This is a genomic window from Anaerolineae bacterium, assembly GCA_013178165.1.
GTDB lineage: Bacteria > Chloroflexota > Anaerolineae > Aggregatilineales > Ch27 > Ch27.
In genome coordinates this window covers 1-19,200 of sequence record JABLXG010000044.1, presented here as the reverse complement: position 1 = coordinate 19,200, position 19,200 = coordinate 1, and the positions used below count along the sequence as shown (strand labels likewise).

Sequence of the window (19,200 nt, the reverse complement as noted above, 5' to 3'; positions counted from 1 at the left end):
CCTTACACAGATAGCGCTGGCTGCCTGAGGCATTCAGACCCGCTTTGACCTGCTGTTCGGTTCGGTGACAGTATGGACATTGGCTCATACCCCCATTTTACCCATATCTTTACCTTTAGACACTCCCCGTTGTCCGGACAGTGGTTTTTGCCAGCGGGCGCTGCTATACTCTTGACACGGTCAGGTTGTGATATCTCATTGGGTATGGTGCCAGCGATGGGTATTCCGGCGGACCAGGCTCGAATCAATCAGTTGCTGTCCCCCTATAGCCCTGATCATCCTCCTCAACTGGCGCTGGATTTTGGCGATTTTCTGTCGTTGCTGTGGTGGGTTGATGCATCCGCGGAAAAACCATCCCGCGCCGCATACTACCGACAGTGTGCTGACGCCGTTGCCTGTGGATTGGGCTTTAACCGTCGCAGTGTGTACCGCATGATCAAGGTGTTGCCTGCCGGTCACATCTATGTGTCGCTGCCCAATCTCCCTTACCGTGGTACGATCCGGCTGGTGGATGCTCAGGATCGGCGTGAGGCGATGTTCCAGTTGCTGGACATTCGCTCGCACATCCTGAGTATGGGGTCGTACCGTAGCCGGTGGAGTCTGGGATGGCCGGGCAGCCGGGTTGCTGATGAGGAGTTGCGGGCGCGGCTGTTTGCCGTCTTTTTCACTGCTTTTGAGGGGCAATTCAATCAATTCAGCCGCCTGCTCCTGGTGGTTGACATTATGCTTCAGGACTTGATGTTAGGGGATCGGATGCCCAACGAGATCAGTTTGAGCCGGTTGATTCAGGAGTTTGGATATCCCGACCCCACCAGTATCAATACCCGGATGCAATACGGTTAAGGTTGATCGCAGTTAGTGGTATGGTGATAGTCGGTGGTATGCTTCCGCTGGGATTGACCAGCGGCCCAGCCGGTTTGTGTCTGGTTCAGACTATTCGGCTTATTGAGTGGCCCTCTGGAGACGGGAAAAGGACTGTGCCCGATGAGCGAAGTCACTGTCGTCACAACTGCGCCAGTTAGAGCGGTGAGTCTCTTTGGCCGCCTGCGCGCGCTGATTGTTCCTCTGCTAGCTGTGTTCACGGCGGTGCTGATCGGTTCGGTGTTCATCGTGTTGACCAGTGTATTTTCGGACACCGGGGCCAGCATTGGAGAGAACCTGGTCAAGGGCGTGCAGACTGCCGGAGCTGCTTTCTCCGGCCTGCTCAATGGCGCCTTTGGCGATTCAAGCGGGCTGACCCGTACGCTAGTCAAGACCACGCCTCTGATCTTTTCCGGGCTGGCGGTTGCCTTTGCCTTCAAAGGCGGGTTGTTCAATATTGGCGCTCAGGGGCAACTGGCCATCGGCTCGGTCACGTCAGCGTGGGTAGGCTTTGCCATCCAGGTAGACCTGGGCAACCCGGTGCTCTCGGCGGTAGTGCATGTTACCCTGGCGCTGCTGGCCGGGATGCTGGGGGGTGCGCTGTGGGGGGCTATTCCCGGTTTGCTCAAGGCCTATACTGGTGCGCATGAGGTGATCACCACGATCATGTTCAACTTCATTGCCACCAACCTAATCGCCTGGCTGCTCTACGCCGGTTCACCCGGCGAAGGCATCCCGCCCGGCCCGCTGAACGACGGCAACGGCGTGATCACGCGCACACCGACGATCTATCCTACGGCTCAATTGCCTGTTATCTATGATCCGCCCGGCCCGCAGGCGCTGCACCTGGGTCTTTTCCTGGCGCTGATTGCGGCGATTGTCATTCTCCTGGTGCTTACCCGGACGACGTTCGGGTTTGAACTGCGTATGGTAGGACTTAACCCCACTGCGGCGCGGTACAGCGGGATCAGCGTCAAGCGGATCACCGTGCTGACCATGATCATCGCTGGCGCGCTGGCCGGCGCAGCCGGGGCGATGCAGACACTGGGGGTGAATTACCGCTACGAGCCAAACCAGAGCCTCGGCCTGGGCTTTGACGCGATCACGGTGGCGTTGCTGGGGGGGAACAATCCGATCGGTGTTATTCTCTCGGCGTTTCTGTTTGGCGCTATGGATGCCGGTTCTACCCGGATGCAGTTCAATAGCGGGGTGCAATCGGAGATTATCGTGGTGATTCAGGCGCTGATCCTGATGTTTGTGGCTGCGGAGGAGATCATCCGCACGGTCTATCGTATCCGTGGCGCGGGTGGGCCGGCACAGAAGCTCAGCACCGGCTGGGGGCAGCGCTAGACGCGGGCGCCTGAAAGGAGCGGTCAAGCTATGTCCGGTGATGTAGCCTCTGCAGTAAAGACCAACAGAACCACTGTGACCGCGATGATACTGATCGTGGCCATTCTGGTGGTGGCATTTCTGGCTGCTGGCGCTGTTGGCCCGGCGATTGTGGTGGCGGTGATCAACGCCAGCATTCGCGGCACCGTGCCGATTGCCCTCGGCGCCATGAGTGGCATCCTCAGCGAACGCAGCGGGATTGTGAACATTGGCATTGAAGGCATGATGCTGCTCGCGGCGTATGTGGGCTTCATGATCAATGTCGGTCTGAGCAGTAGCGGGGCGCCGACCGCCCTGCAGGCGGAGCCAGTGCGCCTGATCCTTTCCATTCTGGGAGGGGTACTCGTTGGTGGGCTGACGGGGTTGCTGCACGCCCTGCTTTCCATCCGCTACAAAGTTGACCAGATCATCAGCGGCACGGTGATTAATACACTCGCGTTGGGCCTAACCGGATACTTTTACCTGGCCGGGGCGACAACGCAGGGGCGGCTTCCGCCGGTGATCTCCAACCCGTTCAAACAGGATGCAGGATTGCTCTTCTGGATCGGGGAGATCATTTTCAACAAAGGGCTGGTCACCTACCTGATGGTGCTCGTGGTCATCACGGTCACCATTGCGCTGTTCCGCACGCCCTGGGGGTTGCGTACCAGAGCCGTTGGGGAGCATCCACGGGCCGCCGACACCCTGGGTATCAATGTGCACCGTTTGCAGTACACCAACCTGTTTTTCAGTGGTTGTATGGCAGGACTGGGTGGTGTCTTCCTGACGCTCGAGGCGGTCGGTATTTTTGAGCGCGGCATGACCAATGGCCGGGGCTTCATTGCTCTGGCGGTGATGATCTTCGGTAAGTGGCATCCGCTGGGCGCGGCGGCAGGGGCGCTGCTATTCGGGTTTGCTACGGCGCTACAGGGGCAGCTCCAGTTCTTCAACATCCAGATTCCACATCAGTTTGTGGGAATGCTGCCCTACCTGCTGACGGTGATTGTGCTGGCGGGCTTTGTCGGGCGCGCCCGGCCGCCAGCGCATGTCGGCAAGCCGTATGAGGTGGAATGATTCAGCCTGCGCACGCTAATACTGCAGGAGAGACTATGCCTTCCAACGAGGTTGTCCTTGAAGTTATCGGTGTAACCAAGCGATTTCCGGGAGTCCTGGCCAACCACAATGTCAATCTGACCCTGCACAAAGGGGAAATCCTGGCCCTGCTGGGTGAGAATGGCGCTGGCAAGTCCACGCTGATGAACATCATTTACGGCCTGTATCATGCCGACAGTGGCACGATCAAGCTGAAGGGCAGGGAGGTTCATTTTGCCAGTCCGCGGGAGGCCATCCATAGCGGTATCGGGATGGTACATCAGCATTTCCAGCTCATCCCGGTGATGACCGTGGCGGAGAATGTCGTGCTTGGCGAAGAGGTGACTGATGGCGCGTTCCTCGATCGCCAGGAAGCTGCCCGTCGGGTCCGCGCTTTGAGCGAGCAATATCGCCTTGAGGTGGATCCGAATGCCGTGATTGAGGAGTTGCCGGTTGGTGTCCAGCAGCGTGTGGAGATCATCAAGGCATTATATCGCGACGCCGAAATCCTGATCCTGGATGAGCCTACCGCTGTGCTCACCCCCCAGGAAGTACAGGAATTGTTTAAGATCATGCGCGATCTGGCAGCGCGGGGTGTCAGCATCATTTTCATCACCCACAAGCTCAAGGAAGTGCTGGCGGTGGCGCACCGCATCGTGGTCATGCGCGATGGCGAGGTGGTGGGGACGGTCCTGCCGGAAGAATCCACCCAGGAGTCGTTGGCTGCTTTGATGGTTGGGCGCGAGGTGCTGCTGCGGGTGAACAAACCTCCGGCCAGGCCCAAAGAGGTCGTGCTGGAGGTCGAAAACCTCAGCGCCTATGACGACCGGGGGCACCATGCAGTCAACAATGTCAGCTTTGTCGTCCGCTCCGGTGAGGTGGTGGGAGTCGCAGGGGTGCAGGGCAATGGTCAGACGGAGTTGGTTGAGGTGCTGACCGGCCTGCGCCCGGCAGCAGGTGGCCATGTGAAGATCAATGGTAAAGACCTGACCAACGCTTCGCCGCGTGCCGTTACCGCCAGCGGGACGGGGCACGTGCCGGAAGACCGGCATCGCTTCGGCATGGTCGCCAACTATACAGTGGCCGAGAATCTGGTGCTCAACGTGTACTATGCGCCGCCATACAGCGCTGCGCCGTCGCTGCGGCAGCTGCCCCTTGTGACGGCCCTATATGCAGCCTTTGCGCTCGGCGTCTTTGCGGTATTGGCGGTAATCTGGGACGCCCTGTGGAAGGCGGCGGTATGGCCGCTGGTGCTCAGCCTGCACGGCATCACCGATGTGGAAGCGGCCAGTCGCCAGGAGATGGCCGGACCGGAGTTGTTCGGGATGCTGGCCTTGCTAGTGATGGCGCTGCTCTTTGCTTATGTGGCTCACCGGCTGGCAACCCTTATCATGGGGCGGCTGCAGCCCGTCATTGCGCCAGTTCTAAAGCGGGGCGGCGAAAACGGCGGCGTCGTGCTCGATCATGATCGGGTGGACCACAACGCCGTCACGCTGGTCAGGCAATTCGATATCCGCACACCGAGTGTCACCACTGCTGGAGGGAGCCTTTCCGGCGGCAACCAGCAGAAGATGGTTGTGGCCCGCGAATTTGGCCGCCGTCCTCGCCTGTTGATCGCCGCCCAGCCGACGCGTGGCATTGACGTGGGTAGTATCGAGTTCATTCACCAGCAGATCGTGTCTCAGCGCGATGCTGGCGCAGCGGTGCTGCTGGTCAGCGCCGAACTGGACGAGATCATGGCGCTTTCCGACCGCATTGTGGTGATGTACAAAGGGAGCGTGGTCGCCACGGTCGATGCTGATTCGGTCACTCGCGAGCAACTTGGCCTGTTGATGGCTGGCGCCAGCGCGGAGGACGCGCTGGGGCGAGTTCCGGCAGTAGCGCCCGCTGTAGCGTAGGGTAGGCGCCGGTTGCAGGTATGCAATCATGCCGTTACACTGAGGATGCTGTTAACCGGGGGGCGTCGCCGGCTTTGCCGGGACGCCTTCGTTTTACTGTGATGTGTGGGGTATGGAACAACGATCTCAGGCAACGGTAACCTCCTTTCCGCACTGGATGGTTCGCCTCTGGGGGGCAGTGGCCCGGCTGTGGGGCAGGGTATTCCTGCGAGGGGATTTCACTGCTCTGCTCCTGGTGGCCGGGATGCTGCTAACCGCCGCGCTGGCCATGGAGGCGACCGGCTGGACGGAAGGGCTGGGCCAGTTAGTGCCGGTTGCGTTGCTGAGCGTGTTCTTTGGCTTCCTCCTGGCGCGCAGCCATTATGGCGAACTGCTCGCACTGCTGATTTCCAGCGTCTACAGCCTGGGGTTCATTGGCCTGGTCACTGCCCTGAACCTGGAAGAAGGCTCGCTGTTGGCCCGGCTGGGTGGTATCTTTGCCCGTTCCGTTAGCTGGCTGCAGGTGCTGGGAGGGGAGGGAATTGCCCAGGATAACCTCATCTTTGTGTTATTCCTCTCGGTCTTGTTCTGGTTCCTGGGGCACAACACCGCTTGGTATGTCTTCCGGGTTGATCGCGTCTGGCGGGCGGTGATTCCGCCCGGCGTGGTCATCCTGGTCAATGAATTCTACGATCCTGGCGAGACGCAGGTCGGGCCATATCTGGCCATCTACGCGGTATTTGCCCTGCTGCTGGTGGTACGCAGCGCGATAGATAACCAGGAATGGGAGTGGTACCTCAGGCGCATCACATTCCCGCCGGGGCTGCGGAACCAGTTCATGCGCTGGGGGGCGGTGCTGGCGATTGTACTGGTGGGCGTGGCGTGGGCCTTGCCCAGCGGCGCCAACAGCGATGGCCTCAACCGTATTCAGGAATTTCTCAACAGCGATCCGCTGAGCAAAGTGAACCAGTTGCTCAACCGCCTGTTTGCCTCGCTCGATACGGAGGGCCTGGTGACGGCGGACTATTACGGCGGGAATTCACTGCAACTTAGCGGGGCGATTCAGCTGGGCGACCGGCCGGTGATGTTGGTGAAGGCGCCGCCGTTGACGGAACAGGGTACACGCTATTACTGGCGTTCGCGCACATTCAGCTACTATGAGGGTGGGCGCTGGACACCTACAGCATCAGTACGGCTGACCGTGCCTGAAGCCGGCTTCACCATCCAGGATCGACAGGCTGCGCAGGCTATGCGCCGGATGGTCGAACAGCAGGTGACAATCGTCATTGAGGCGTCGCGCCTGGTCTACAGCGCCCCGCAACCCGGTGTACTCAATCTGCCAGTGGCGATTGACCTGTCCTACGTGGACGATGCACGGCAGGTTATGGATGTGTCGGTGATCCGCCCGCTTGAGGTGTTGCGCAACGGCGACAGTTATACGGTTGTGAGCAGCGTCTCGGTGGCTGATGCGCCATCCCTGCGCAACGCTGGCACGGTTTACCCGGCCTGGGTGCTGGATACTTACCTGCAGCTTGGCGCCAGTGTCACCACACGTACACGCGAACTTGCCTTCAGCATCGTCACTGAGGCCAACGCCTTGACTCCATACGATCAGGCCAAGGCCATTGAAGGCTGGTTGCGGGCCAATATCGTATACGATGAGACCATCACACCGCCGCCGCCTGGCATCGATCCGGTGGACTGGGTGCTATTTGACGGCCAGCGTGGTTACTGTAACTACTATGCCAGCGCGATGGTGGTATTGCTGCGCGCTATCGGAATCCCGGCGCGGGTAGCGGCGGGATTCTCCCAGGGTGAATGGAGCGCCGCCACACAGCAGTTTCTGGTACGTGAACGGGATGCGCATACCTGGGTGGAAGTCTATTTCCCCGGCTATGGCTGGGTGGAATTTGAGCCGACCGCAGCGCAGGCGCCGCTTGACCGTCCGGATGTGCTACCGCTGGTGCCCGGCCCCCTGCAGCCGACCAGCACCCCCGTCGCGACGAATACCCCCTGGCCAACGGCTACGCCGAGCATGACACCATCGCCCCAGCCAACGGCCACGCTACCGGGTGATGAGGCCGCGCCATATGTCCCGCCGACGATCACACCGCCGCCTACAGCGACGCCTGCTGTACCGCCTGCAGCAGTTCCGCCTCCAGAGCAGGAGAGTCAGGCCCCTGACACGCTGAAAGCGATTCTGTCGGTGGTGGTGACCATTGTGATCGTTCTGGCGCTCATCATCCTGCTGTTGGTGTTGATTCTCTTCCTGGTATGGTGGCTGGAATGGCGGGGACTGGGCGGCCTGACGCCGGTACAGCGTGCCTATGCGCTGCTGGAGCGCTACGCCGGTTATCTGGGGTTGCGCCTATCGCCCAGCTACACGCCCCACGAGCGGCGGCGTGTGATCAGCCACCATGTGCCCGAAAGCAAGCGCGCAGTCGACGTCATCACTGACATGTACGTTGAGGAAACGTATGGCCCGCAACAGCCGCGCCGCGCTCGCTGGAATATCGTGGCCCGGAACGCGCTGGATGAGGCGCGCAAAGCCTTTGTGCGCGCTCGCCTGGTGCGTTTGCTGCCCCGCCGCTGGCGCGGCGATTAAGCCTGGAGCAGCGTTAGCCAGGCCCGACACCGCACACCCGTTATACAGACCGCGTACACGGGGGCACGCGGTTCATGTTCAGGGAGATGGCAGAGCGGGGTCAGTGATCGCGGTCAACGGCCATGTAGGTGAGTTGCATGAGTTGCTGGCGGGCCAATGAGTCGGGCAGGGCTGCCAGGCTCTGCCGGGCCTGCCGGGCGAAGTCGCGGGCGATTTCCAGTGACTCGTCGATGACACCGCTGGCTGCGATGGCCGCGACAGTCGCGTTGATCTGCTCTTCGGTAGCGGTACCGGCAACAACGCGCCGGAACGTGCCATTGAGGTTGCCTTCTCTGGCGCTGTACAGCAGTACCGGCAGAGTGATGACGCCTTCCCGGAGATCGTGACCGCTGGGTTTGCCCATCCGTTCAGCGTTGCTGGTGAAGTCCAGCGCGTCGTCAACGATCTGGAAAGCCATACCCAGCAGCCGCCCGTAGTTTCCCATCACCTCGACCTCATGGGGTTCTGCCTTCCCCAGCATGGCACCGGCTTCTGCAGCGGCGCGGAATAGCGAGCCAGTCTTGCCGTAGATGCGGGTATAGTATTCATCGATGGGGACCAGCACGTGTTTGGTCTGCGCCTGCACGAGTTCTCCGCGGCAGATCTCATTCAATGTGCGGGCGAAGGCACGCATGATACCGACATGATCAGCCTCGGCGACGAGTTGCGCGGCCTGGGCGAAGAGCATATCACCGCTGAGAATAACCAGCCCTGGCGGGAAGAAGGCATTCAGGGTGGGGACACCGCGCCTTTCGCGGGCGTTATCGACCAGATCGTCATGGACGAGGGTGGCTGTATGCAGCATTTCCAGCCCGGCGGCTACCGCGATGGTGCGTTCCAGATCGGCATTGAAGATGCGTCCAGTGTAGAAGGTCAGGCTGGGGCGGAGTCTTTTGCCCCCGGCGCGGACGATATCTCGGATACGCTCCCCAACAGCGCCATTATCCACAGGGACCGCTGCCAGCAGGCGTTCTTCAAGGCGGTTCAGTTCGTATTCAATGCCGGCGGTGAAGGAGATGAAAGCTGTATTCATACCCATCTTCTTGTCGGCTAGCCCCGGACTGTGCTAGTGATGCGGCTCGTCAATGGCAAGACGCCTGTTCATCTCGTTCCAGGCATTCGCACGCTGGATACGCAGATAGTTGGCGGCCTGCAACAAACCCAGGTAGATCGCTTTGAGTTGAACCAGGCGCTGTCGGTAGGCGGCAGAATGGCTGGAGTGATCCGAATCGAATAGTTCCTGTTGCCGGCCAGCAACGTTGTCCAGGCGCTGGGCGATCAGGACGGCGAAAGCTTCCGCCGGGTTGTCGACAACACGGTAGTATTTGCGCCGGTCATGTGGCCGGTTAACGCTCTCGACCAGCCCCATTTGCTCCAGATTCTTCAGGATGACGCTGTTTGAGCTTTTGGCGATGCCGGTACTGGCGGTGATATCGTCCAGCGAAAGTGGCTGATCGGCTGCAAACAACAGGGCCAGCGCCAGGGAAGCTGACTTGTTCAGCCCGAGGAGCTTGCCTACTTTTACCACAGCTTCAAAGAGGGCAGGTTCGATATCGAGCACGGGCTTGACCGCCGGCATGGCCATCCACCAATCGGGCTATTCAGACACAACCCATCGTTATTGCTTTCACAAAGGGGATTATAGTGAATCCGGTTCCGAATTGTCAATCAAAAATTTGAAATTTTTAGAATCTTCTAAACGTTGACGGGGAAATTCAGGGCGCCGGACAGGCAAAAAAGGCGCCTATCGCCTGCTCCCAGGGGCAAGGGAAACAGGAACTCAGCCCCAATCCGAGGAGGCTTTCGCCTGCTGTTCAGCGATGACGCCGTACAGCTTGGCGACCAGTTCCTGCTTGGAAACAGGCTTGGTCATCAGGTCAGTGGCACCGGCCTGGATGGCCTTGCGACGGGTAGCGTAGTCATCTAGAGCCGTCAGCATGACGATCGGCACATGGCGGAGTTGCTGGATTGCCCGCAGCCGCCCGCAAACCGTCACACCGGAAATGTCCGGCATCATGATGTCGAGCAGCACAATGTCGATATTGGGTGTGCTCTGGGCGATGTTCAGCGCCTCCTGGCCGCTGCAGGCAGTGATGATCCGAAAAGGCGTGTTCTGGAGCATCAGCCTGATCAGGGTCAGCGCTTCTTCCTCGTCATCCACCGCCAGCACTGTGAAGGTTTTGCTCGCCATAGGCGACCTCCAGGAGCACAGCTCCTTCCCCCTTCGAAACATTGTGCTGTTCACTATCATAAATGCGGTTTTATTGATTTTAGCATGATTCGGAATGATTTTGTAACCATTGGGCACTGCTGATCGACTCTTGCTTTCGCTGTAGCTTCCTGGCAATATCTGCGCGACCTGATCGGTGTACCGCGGGCAGAGGAGAGTCCGGTGATCACTGTGCTGGTGGCAACGCTGAATCCGGGCAAGCAACGCGAGTACCACGACCTGCTGGCCAATCTCCCGGTGACCTGGGTGGGACCGGCGGACGTTGGCCTGGATCATCTTGAGGTAGCGGAAGATGGCCTGACCTTTGAGGCCAATGCGCGGCTCAAGGCGCTGGCATTTGCCCGTGCCTCCGGTTTACCGACGCTAGCTGATGATTCCGGGTTGCAGGTAGACGCGCTGAATGGCCAGCCGGGTGTATATTCCGCCAGGTATGCCGGCCCGGCGGCGACGGATGAAGATCGTTACCGTAAGCTCCTGAGCGTCATGGCGGCCATTCCTGATGATCGGCGGTCGGCGCGGTTTGTCTGTGTGGTGGCACTGGCGCTGCCGGATGGCGAGGTGCATGTCGCGCAGGGGACGCTGGAGGGATCGATCGGGCGTCATCCGCGGGGGAGCGGAGGATTTGGCTACGATCCGGTCTTTGTTTTGCCGGACGGTCGCCATCTGGCCGAACTATCGGCGATGGAAAAGAACGCTATCAGCCATCGGGCGCGGGCGCTGGAAGCGCTCAGGCCAATCTTGCTGGCCGTGCTGGAGCGCCTGCAAAAGTCCGGGGCAGGGTGGTAACGCGGCGCCCACTGGTTTTTCGCGGCATTCCTGCTGGACATCTGAAGAAACGGTCTATTGCGCCTGTCCCGGTCGCTGTTCCGGCGCAGGCATGTATCGGCAACCGCTGAAGGAGGATAGATTCACATGGGGCAGGCCGAAGTGATCTGGCTGCAAAACCAGCAGTTTGTGGGCATTGACAGCACCAGGCACTCCGTGGTGCTCTCCGGCACCGGGCCGGAAGACGGCGTGGGGATGAAGCCCTCGGAGTTGTTGCTGGTGGCACTGGGCGGTTGCACAGCTTATGATGTGGTCAATATCCTGAGCAAGAAGCGGCAGAAGCTGACCAATCTGCGCATCCTGGTCAGCGGCGAGCAGGACAGCGATCCGCCCTGGGCGTTCCGCAAGATCCATGTTCACTACCGGCTTGTTGGACGCGGCCTTGACCCGGAAGCGGTGCGGCAGGCCATCGATCTTTCCAAGCACAAGTACTGCTCGGTGTCAGCAACAGTGTCAGGCTCCGCGGAGATCACGACTGATTTCGAGGTGATCGAAGCTGATTGAAGCGGAGCAGCCCTGACCAATACCGGTGCTCTGGTGAAGCTGTGTTACTGTCCGATCAGCTGGCTGGCTGCTACCGCCAGGGCAAGCAGGCTGAAGTTGTAGAGGAAATGCGTGGCGATGGCCGCTGCTGTCCCGTAGTGTTTGCGTGTCCAGCCGAGGACAACGCCCACCGCCAGGATGATCAGCAGGGCGGGGGTGAACTGGTACTGCACATGGGTCAGGGCAAACAGCGCCGCGGTTGGCCATAGACCGACAACTGGTTGCAGCGCCCCGCGGAAGGCGATTTCCTCACCAACGGACGAGAAGAGCGCGACCAGAAAGGCGGCCGGGAGGCTGGCAACGCTGCCGGCGATCGCCTGGCTGAGCTGCGTTTGTTGATCGAATACGTCCTGCGGCGCCAGCATCATCCACACCCCGCCAGCGCAAAACTGGAACGCCAGCAGCACAACGGCCATGCCTGCTCCGACGATCAGTTCATTGGCAGTGGGGGGCCGCAGGCCGAGGCGGGTGAGCACCTGCCGCCAATCGCGATCCTGCCCCAATCCTACGCCGGCCAGTGTCCCACTGAGTAAGAGTATTGCTGTGAAAGCCGAGGACAGCATCACCTCAGTTTGATCCAGACCGGCAGCAGCCAGACCGGCCTGTCCGCCAGCGATGACGAAGTCCGTCAGGGTCTGGAAGAACAGCAACTGGACGGCTCCCAGCCCGAATGCATGCGCCATCGAATCGGGGTCGAATCCGCGGTTCTGTTCGCGCCAGGGCGTGGTGTCATCCCAGCGCTCTGCCCGGGGGGCAGGCAGCAGCCGGGCTATGACCCGACGCAGTCCTCTCCCCCAGACGAACAGCCACAGGTAGATCGCACTGCCTGCCGCCAGCAGGACACCTGCCAGCCCGCGCAAAGCGACATCTGCACCCAGACCCATCTCCTGAGCTGTGGCGGTATCTACACCCAGCAGACTCAAATAGGTGAGCAGGGCGTAGCTCACAAAGCCGGAGAGCAGAGCCGCCCAGGCCAGCAGGAAGGCCGGTCTGGATGCCGGGTCCCGGTCGCTGCGGCGGGCCAGCCAACCAGCAGCCACGGTCAGGGCAGTGGCGATGACCAGGATAGAGAACTGTACAGCCATGCATGCTGCCTTTCAATGTCGACGTGCGTCCGGGGGCATTGATACTTTCTTTTCCGGCGTAAGCCGGAAAATGCAGTTCTGGCCAGCGGTAATCTGCCGCCGATCAGTTTGCGCTACTCGCACACAGAAGCCACCGGGCAGCCCGGACAAAAAGGCCACCTGCCAGCCGGAGCCAGCGGGTGGCACCACGGCTTACCATCCGGGATGTGCTAGCGGCCGATGCTCATGGGCATGATGACATGGATGAAGTCATCGCGGCCAACCGGCTTGATCACGCCAGGGGCGGTGGGGCCGTTGCTCTGCAGCACGACCTGTTCCTCGCGGATCACATTGAGCACATCGATCAGGTAGCGGACGTTGAAGCTGATCTCCTGTTTGTCGCCTTCGACAGTTGCATCGACGATAGCATCGGCGCTGCCGCGTTCGGTCGAAGTGGCGCTCAGGCGGACAATGCCCGGCGCGGAAGGTGTTTCCGCCGGGATGACGCTTACCTTGGCGTTGTTGTTGACATCACGGGCAAAAATATCGGCCCGTTTGCAGGCACGCAGCAGGTCGGCGGTATAGGCAATGGTGCTGGTCGTGAAGCTGCGGGGGATGATAGCGTTGTAGTCCGGAAATTTACCATCCAGCAGGGTGGAGGCGACATCCACATTCTTGAGATGGAAGATGACCTGGTTGCGGCCCTGCGGGATGCTCATCAGGACTTCTTCATCGTCATCGCTGATGATCCGGCCCAGTTCAGCCAGGGTGCGCGCCGGAATGATCAGTTCGGTAGTGCGGGGCGTGCCAATCTCCAACGGTGCGGTGCGCACCGAGAGCCGGTAGCCATCCGCCGCTGCCATGACGATGCCGTCGGAGGTCAGGCGCGTGTATACGCCGGTCAGGATGGGGCGGTTGTCATCGGTAGCGGCGGCGAATACCGTCTGCGAGATCATCTCGCGTAGTACTGCGCCGGGGATGGCAATGCCGGGCGCCTCGCCAGCCTGTGGGATTAGCGGGAATTCGTTGGAATCAATGCCCTTGATGTTGCTATTAGTTGCACCGCAGTGCACCTTGAGGGTCAGGTTGCGCACATCCAGATCGAGGTCCACGCGCTCCGGTGAGAGCTGGTTGATCAGGTCGATGAATGTGCGAGCCGGCACGGTGATCGCGCCGTCTTCTTCCACCCGCGCCCCGATCCAGGCCGTGATGCCCAGTTCCAGATTGGTTGCGGCGAGCTTCAGGCGGCCTTCTTCGGTTTCCAGCAGCACATTGCCCAGAACCTGCATGGTCGGGCGGGTGGGCACGGCGCGTCCCACAATGCTCAAGCCTTTGGCCAGGTTTTCTTGAAGAACCGAAACCTTCATGATTCGGGGTCTCCCTTGAAAGTGTGTGCTCAGAACCGCGCTTCCCCATACCAGTTGAGCGATCTGCCACACCTCACAGGCAAAACTGTGGCAATCCACCGGGGCAGCCGGGTCGCTTTTTCATGTGCTGGTCACTGTGGGGTAGAGTATACATCAACTCGCCTTAACCTACATCTTGCAATCTGCCATCTGCCAGGGGCGCAGGCAATACCTGTCTGTGATTCGGTACCAGCGGAAGCGAGAGGCGGGAGGCGGGTGTCAGGAGGTCGGAGACCGGGAGGCTGGGGGGTAGCTCAGATAGGTGTTGTCGCCCCACGCCTGCTGATCTACCAGCCTGTCGGCGGGTTGCATATGCTATAATTCGCCGTTGTGCGTCCCCGGTGGGAAGCCGCTCCTGCGGGATAAATCCGGGGCGAGTACAGATGTCCAGGCGTAGTTATGGAACGGGGTGTAGAACGTGCCAGGCAAAATTCACGACGTAGTGATTAAACCACTGGTCACCTTCTCCGATGATCGCGGTTTCTTCCGCGAGGTGCTGCGCGATGATGATGGATTGCTGCGCCGGTTCGGCCAGACCAGCTTTACCAAGAGCTATCCCGGTGTGATCAAAGCCTTTCACTGGCATCAGAAGCAGGACGATTTGTGGTACGTGGCGCTGGGTATGGCCCGCGTCGTGCTGTACGACCGGCGGCCAGACTCGCCCACCTACAGGGTGACCCAGCAGATCTTTGCGGGGGAGGACAACCCCATGCTGATTCTGATCCCGGCGGGAATCGCTCATGGCTATCAGGTGCTGGGGGATCGCCCTGTCTATCTCTTTTACCATACTACCGAGAGCTACAATCGAGCGGAACCGGATGAGCAGCGCATCCCTTACGACGACCCGGAGATCGGGTTTGACTGGTCGCTTCATTTTCGGTGACGCCGCGGCAGGCCGTTTGTCTCACTTGCCACAGTGTTCCCATGCCAGCATAATAAAGTGCGGCTGTCGCTGTTGGCTGTCTGCGCCGGTTCTGATTCTGTGCCTGTAACGCGCTAATCAGGGAAGCTCTGTGTTTCAGACAACTTCACGATGGTTATTGCTTATCATGGCGATGATGGTGATCAGCAGTTGCGCTCCTGGTGCACCTGCGGCACCTGCGCCGGATGTTCCTGCTGCACCCGTTGATGCGGCAGCCGCGCAGATTACTACCACTGCAACGCCAGAGTCTACGGAAACGCTGGCGGCCCTGGTCAACGGCCAGCCGATCACCCTGGCAGCTTTCCAGCGGCGTCTGTGGGAAGAAGAGCAGCGCCTGGCCGAAGCAGGTGTCGTCCCGGCGGATCGGGCGGCGTTTGAGCAGTCGGTGTTGAATAGCCTGATCGACCAGGTGCTGATTGAGCAGGCGGCAATAGTCCAGGGTCTGCAGGTCACGCCGGAAGAACTGGAAGCGGAAGTGGCCGTGAGTATCGAGGTGGCAGGTGGAGAAGCGGCCTGGCAGTCATGGCTGGCGGAAAATGGGCTGACGCCTGAGACTTTTCGTCAGTCGCTGTATGAGGCGCTGCTCACAGCCAAGATTCGCGATCAGGTGATCGCCAGTGTGCCGGATCAGGTGGAACAGGCGCATGCTCGCCACATTCTGGTGAGTACCGAAGGCGAGGCGCGGCAGATCTACGAGCAACTCCAGAACGGGGCGGACTTTGCGGCGCTGGCCCTGCAGCATTCGCGCGATGTGAGTACCCGCGATCTGGGCGGCGATCTGGGCTGGTTCACGCGGGAGCAGTTGACCGAGCCGGTCGTGGCCGAGGTGGCATTCACCCAGCCGATCGGCCAGATCAGCGAACCGGTGGCCAGCCGCCTGGGGTATCACATCATCCAGACGCTGGAACGGGTGGCTGATCGCCCGCTGGATGAGGCGGCGCGGGCAGCGCTGTTTGAGGTGACTTTTGAGCGGTGGCGGCAATCGCTGTGGGACAGGGCCACCGTGGAGCGTTTTGTTGGCGGGTAAAGAGGACGAGGGGGCGCTTATGTCCGGGCAGGGGGCTGATCGCGTCTATAACGTCATCACCGTGTTTTTTGTGCTGCTGACACTGGTTTGCCTGGCGCTGACCGGCGTATTTGCCGCCGGGATCATACCGGTGCCGTTTCTAGCGCCAGCGACGCCGATCATCCCGAAGGTAGCGCAGCTGCCTACGCCTACTGCCACACCTACCATGCTGCCGCCGACCTGGACATTCACCCCAACCAAGACGCCAACGCCCAGCAATACACCAACGATCACGCCATCGGTGACTCCATCCCTGACCATCACGCCGACTCCAGGCCCAACTGATACGCCATCCATCACGCCCACGGCGAGCAATACGTTTACCCCGACGCCTTCGATGACGTTCACACCGAGCATCACCCCTACCGGTCCAACGCCAACGTTCACTTACACGGCTTCGCCGTTCCCGTTCGGGCTGCGGGGCAATGTCGTGTTTACGGCCAACTTTGCCAATACCGCCGGTTGCGCCTGGCAGGGCATCGGCGGGCAGGTGTTTGGCCTCAATGGTCAGGGATTAACGGGTTACAACATCCGCGTGACCGGCCCCGGCCTGGGAGAGGGCGGTGCGGGAATTGTGGTCGCCTCTGGCTCCAACACCCTGTACGGGTCGCCATCCGGCTGGGAAGCCTTTGTTTCCGGCCAGACGAACAACAACACCTATTTTGTGGAGTTGTTGACGCCCAGTGGGACTGTGGTCTCGCCTGCGGTTCAGGTGACTTTCCCGAACAACTGTGCGCAGAATCTGGCCCTGGTCAACTTCGTGCAGTTGCGGCCTTTCTAGCGGTTCAGGTAGCCGATGAGTCACGATGATCCATACCTGCCTGATGATGTAGACGCCAGTGCGCTGGGCAAAGAACGCCAGCCTGCCGGGGCAGGGCGGCCGGGCTGCCTGACTCCCAATGTCATTACGGTGGTTTTCCTGCTGCTGACGCTGGCTTATCTGGTTTACTTCGGGGTGTTGCTGGCCAACCCGTACCTACCGATCAACCCGTTTCCGCCACGCACCCCGTTGCCGATCTATGTGGTTGCTACCGCCGACCCGCGTGGGCAGGCGGCCTCGCCCTCGCCAACGAAGATCCCTGAGGTGGCCCGGCTGACAACGCTGGTGCCCACGGTGACACCGACGGTCACCCCGTCCCTGACACCATCCCCTACAGCGACCCAGATCGTGATCACGCCGCCTCGACTGGCGACACGGACGTTCCTGGCTCCAACGGCGACGTTGATTGGCGGGGCGCCGCCGGATCAGGCGGCCGGCGTGGTGATTACCCCGCCGCCAGCCATCAACCCGGCGGAAGTGACGCGCTCGCCGTATCCGTTCACGGTCTATGGCGAGGCGGCCACATATACTGCCAATGCCAATGGTCAGGGTTGCCGCTGGGCCAGTATCGCGGGGACGGTTGTTGGCCTGAACGGCGAGGCGCTGGTTGGCCTGGCAGTGCGCGTGGTGGGCGAAGGAATCGATGAGATTCGCTTCACGGGCACGGCGCCGGCCTTTGGCCCCGCCGGATATGAGGTTTTCCTCAATAGCGCCCCGCTGGAAGCGCAGTATGTGGTACAACTGCTGAGCCAGACTGGAGCGCCCGTTTCCGAGGAGTTCACCGTCGTGACCTCCCCGGAGTGCGAGGCGAATGTAGCCATCGTCACTTTCATTCAAAATCACAGCTAAAAAGGCTCTCTGATGCCGCTCTATATCGTCCCCACGCCGATTGGCAATCTGGAAGATATCACCCTGCGTGCACTGCGGGTCCTACGGGAAGCGGCGCTGATCGCTGCTGAAGATACCCGCGTGTCGCGGGTGCTCCTGGAGCACTACGACATCATCAAGCCGATGATCAGCTACCACGAGCACAATAAGCTTGCCCGGGTCGATGAAATCCTGGACGTACTGGAATCCGGGCGCGATGTGGCATTGATCTCCGATGCCGGGACACCGGGCCTTTCCGATCCCGGCTACGAGCTGATCAACGCCTGTCTGCGGGCAAAGGTACAGGTTATCTCGCTGCCTGGCCCCAATGCCGCGATCACGGCGCTGGTAGCTTCCGGCCTGCCGACTGACCGCTTCACGTTTCTGGGGTTCTTGCCGCGCAAGAAGCATGCCCTGGTTGCGGAATTGATGGCGCTGAGCGATGCGCCGGAGACGTTGATCGCATACGAAAGTCCGTACCGGCTGGTCGAGACGCTGCAGGCTATCTGCGAGATCATGGGCGAATCGCGGCCAGTATGTGTGGCCCGCGAGATCACCAAGCTGTTTGAGGAGTACTTCCGCGGCACGGCGCGTCAGGCGCTGGACTACTTCATGGAAGAGCCGGTGCGTGGCGAAGTTACCCTGCTCATCGGCGGCCAGCCGCGCAGCGGGGATGTCTGGAGCGAGGCGCAGGTACGCGCTGAGATGCAGCGGCGGCTGCAGGCTGGGGAATCGCGTAATGCAGCGGCCAAGGCTGTTGCCGCCGAGTCTGGCTGGAACAAGCGCGATATCTATGCGCTGCGGTTTTGAGCATCCTGGATGTTGGTGATGACCGTGTTGACCCAGTTACTGGCCCGCCAGCGGTGGCTGGCTGAGTGGCTACAACCTGTCCTGGCCCTGCGAGCCGCCTCACGGAAAATGGCGCTGGCCCTGTTCCTGTGGGGGCTGGGCGAGGGATTGTGGCTGTATATCCGCCCGCTGTATGTGACCTCTCTCGGCGGCAATCCGGTGCAGGTCGGGCAGGTACTGGCGATGGCTGGTCTTGCCCCGGTGTTGCTGATGCTGCCCGCGGGCCGGCTGATCGATCGCACCGGTCCGCGCTGGTTGATGCTGTTGACCTGGTGGCTGGGCACGGGGGCAGTGGTGCTGCTGGCCCTGGCCCCCAGCTGGCAATGGCTGCTACCCGGTTTCTTCCTGTACGCGATGTCGGCCTCGTCGTTGCCAGCGATCAATGCCTATATTGCCCGTGACGCTCAGCTTGGCGACTTGCCCGGCAAGAATGTCCAGACTGCGATCTCGACGGTTTATGCAGCTTACTTCGCCGGGACGATCTTCTCTCCGATGATCGGCGGCTGGCTGGGCCAGACCTTCGGGTTACGGACGGTGTTCTGGGTATCGGCGGTCTGGTTCTTTTTCTCCACGCTGACCGTGATGCGCACGCCGGAACTGCCCTGGGATCATGTGCACGACGCCGCCAGTGCGGGGCAGGCTTCCGGCAGCGCCTGGTGGCGAATGAGCGCCGCGCAGGTGCGGATCTACGCGGTGCTGCTGGTGCTGTTTCTGGCAATGTCGTTGGGGTATCTGCTGGCGCCAGCTATCTGGAGCAGGTGCGCGG

General features: G+C 60.8%; 18 protein-coding genes. 13 read left to right on the top strand and 5 right to left on the bottom strand.

Going from position 1 to position 19,200, the window contains the following annotated elements; translation table 11 throughout:
* The first annotated feature begins 216 nt into the window (after positions 1–216).
* From HPY64_17410 to HPY64_17390, 5 genes are all read left to right on the top strand, one after another.
* On the top strand, positions 217–843 hold the full coding sequence (locus HPY64_17410) for a hypothetical protein (GenBank protein NPV68910.1): 627 nt from the start codon (positions 217–219) through the stop codon (positions 841–843).
* Between the two features lie 141 nt (positions 844–984).
* Positions 985–2,211, top strand: a complete 1,227-nt coding sequence (locus tag HPY64_17405) for an ABC transporter permease (protein NPV68909.1) — start codon at positions 985–987, stop codon at positions 2,209–2,211.
* Between the two features lie 30 nt (positions 2,212–2,241).
* Positions 2,242–3,303 (top strand): ABC transporter permease, encoded by a 1,062-nt coding sequence (locus HPY64_17400; GenBank protein NPV68908.1) that lies wholly within the window; start codon positions 2,242–2,244, stop codon positions 3,301–3,303.
* Between the two features lie 35 nt (positions 3,304–3,338).
* Positions 3,339–5,219, top strand: coding sequence for an ABC transporter ATP-binding protein (locus HPY64_17395; GenBank protein NPV68907.1), 1,881 nt, complete (start codon positions 3,339–3,341; stop codon positions 5,217–5,219).
* 112 nt (positions 5,220–5,331) lie between these two features.
* Positions 5,332–7,803 (top strand): transglutaminase domain-containing protein, encoded by a 2,472-nt coding sequence (locus tag HPY64_17390; GenBank protein ID NPV68906.1) that lies wholly within the window; start codon positions 5,332–5,334, stop codon positions 7,801–7,803.
* A gap of 100 nt (positions 7,804–7,903) precedes the next feature.
* Here the strand turns inward: HPY64_17390 and HPY64_17385 are convergent, their stop codons facing one another.
* The 3 genes from HPY64_17385 to HPY64_17375 form a co-directional block, all read right to left on the bottom strand.
* On the bottom strand, positions 7,904–8,875 hold the full coding sequence (locus tag HPY64_17385; GenBank protein NPV68905.1) for a polyprenyl synthetase family protein: 972 nt from the start codon (positions 8,873–8,875) through the stop codon (positions 7,904–7,906).
* Between the two features lie 33 nt (positions 8,876–8,908).
* Complete coding sequence (locus HPY64_17380) at positions 8,909–9,421, bottom strand: MarR family transcriptional regulator (protein ID NPV68904.1); 513 nt, start codon at positions 9,419–9,421, stop codon at positions 8,909–8,911.
* Positions 9,422–9,622: 201 nt separating this feature from the next.
* Complete coding sequence (locus HPY64_17375; protein ID NPV68903.1) at positions 9,623–10,033, bottom strand: response regulator; 411 nt, start codon at positions 10,031–10,033, stop codon at positions 9,623–9,625.
* A gap of 201 nt (positions 10,034–10,234) precedes the next feature.
* Between HPY64_17375 and rdgB the strand changes: the two genes are divergently transcribed.
* Both rdgB and HPY64_17365 read left to right on the top strand, forming a co-directional pair.
* A complete protein-coding gene (gene rdgB / locus HPY64_17370; GenBank protein ID NPV68902.1) occupies positions 10,235–10,858 on the top strand; it encodes an RdgB/HAM1 family non-canonical purine NTP pyrophosphatase in 624 nt (207 codons plus the stop codon).
* A 126-nt stretch (positions 10,859–10,984) separates the two neighbouring features.
* A complete protein-coding gene (locus HPY64_17365) occupies positions 10,985–11,401 on the top strand; it encodes an OsmC family protein (protein ID NPV68901.1) in 417 nt (138 codons plus the stop codon).
* A gap of 44 nt (positions 11,402–11,445) precedes the next feature.
* On the opposite strand, the gene HPY64_17360 is transcribed toward HPY64_17365, so the two are convergent.
* The gene (locus HPY64_17360; protein NPV68900.1) at positions 11,446–12,525 is read right to left on the bottom strand and encodes a CPBP family intramembrane metalloprotease; all 1,080 of its coding nucleotides are present in this window, start codon (positions 12,523–12,525) and stop codon (positions 11,446–11,448) included.
* Between the two features lie 209 nt (positions 12,526–12,734).
* The gene (dnaN, locus tag HPY64_17355) at positions 12,735–13,871 is read right to left on the bottom strand and encodes a DNA polymerase III subunit beta (protein NPV68899.1); all 1,137 of its coding nucleotides are present in this window, start codon (positions 13,869–13,871) and stop codon (positions 12,735–12,737) included.
* A 469-nt stretch (positions 13,872–14,340) separates the two neighbouring features.
* Between dnaN and HPY64_17350 the strand changes: the two genes are divergently transcribed.
* From HPY64_17350 to HPY64_17325, 6 genes are all read left to right on the top strand, one after another.
* A complete protein-coding gene (locus HPY64_17350) occupies positions 14,341–14,793 on the top strand; it encodes a dTDP-4-dehydrorhamnose 3,5-epimerase family protein (GenBank protein ID NPV68898.1) in 453 nt (150 codons plus the stop codon).
* 166 nt (positions 14,794–14,959) lie between these two features.
* Complete coding sequence (locus HPY64_17345; GenBank protein ID NPV68897.1) at positions 14,960–15,859, top strand: hypothetical protein; 900 nt, start codon at positions 14,960–14,962, stop codon at positions 15,857–15,859.
* 19 nt (positions 15,860–15,878) lie between these two features.
* Positions 15,879–16,679 carry a hypothetical protein gene (locus tag HPY64_17340; protein ID NPV68896.1) on the top strand — a complete coding sequence of 267 codons (801 nt, stop codon included), beginning with the start codon at positions 15,879–15,881 and terminating at the stop codon, positions 16,677–16,679.
* A gap of 15 nt (positions 16,680–16,694) precedes the next feature.
* Positions 16,695–17,567 carry a hypothetical protein gene (locus tag HPY64_17335; GenBank protein NPV68895.1) on the top strand — a complete coding sequence of 291 codons (873 nt, stop codon included), beginning with the start codon at positions 16,695–16,697 and terminating at the stop codon, positions 17,565–17,567.
* A gap of 12 nt (positions 17,568–17,579) precedes the next feature.
* Positions 17,580–18,395, top strand: a complete 816-nt coding sequence (rsmI, locus tag HPY64_17330; GenBank protein ID NPV68894.1) for a 16S rRNA (cytidine(1402)-2'-O)-methyltransferase — start codon at positions 17,580–17,582, stop codon at positions 18,393–18,395.
* 18 nt (positions 18,396–18,413) lie between these two features.
* Positions 18,414–19,200: MFS transporter (locus HPY64_17325; protein ID NPV68893.1), on the top strand; the 787-nt coding region annotated here is incomplete at its 3' end.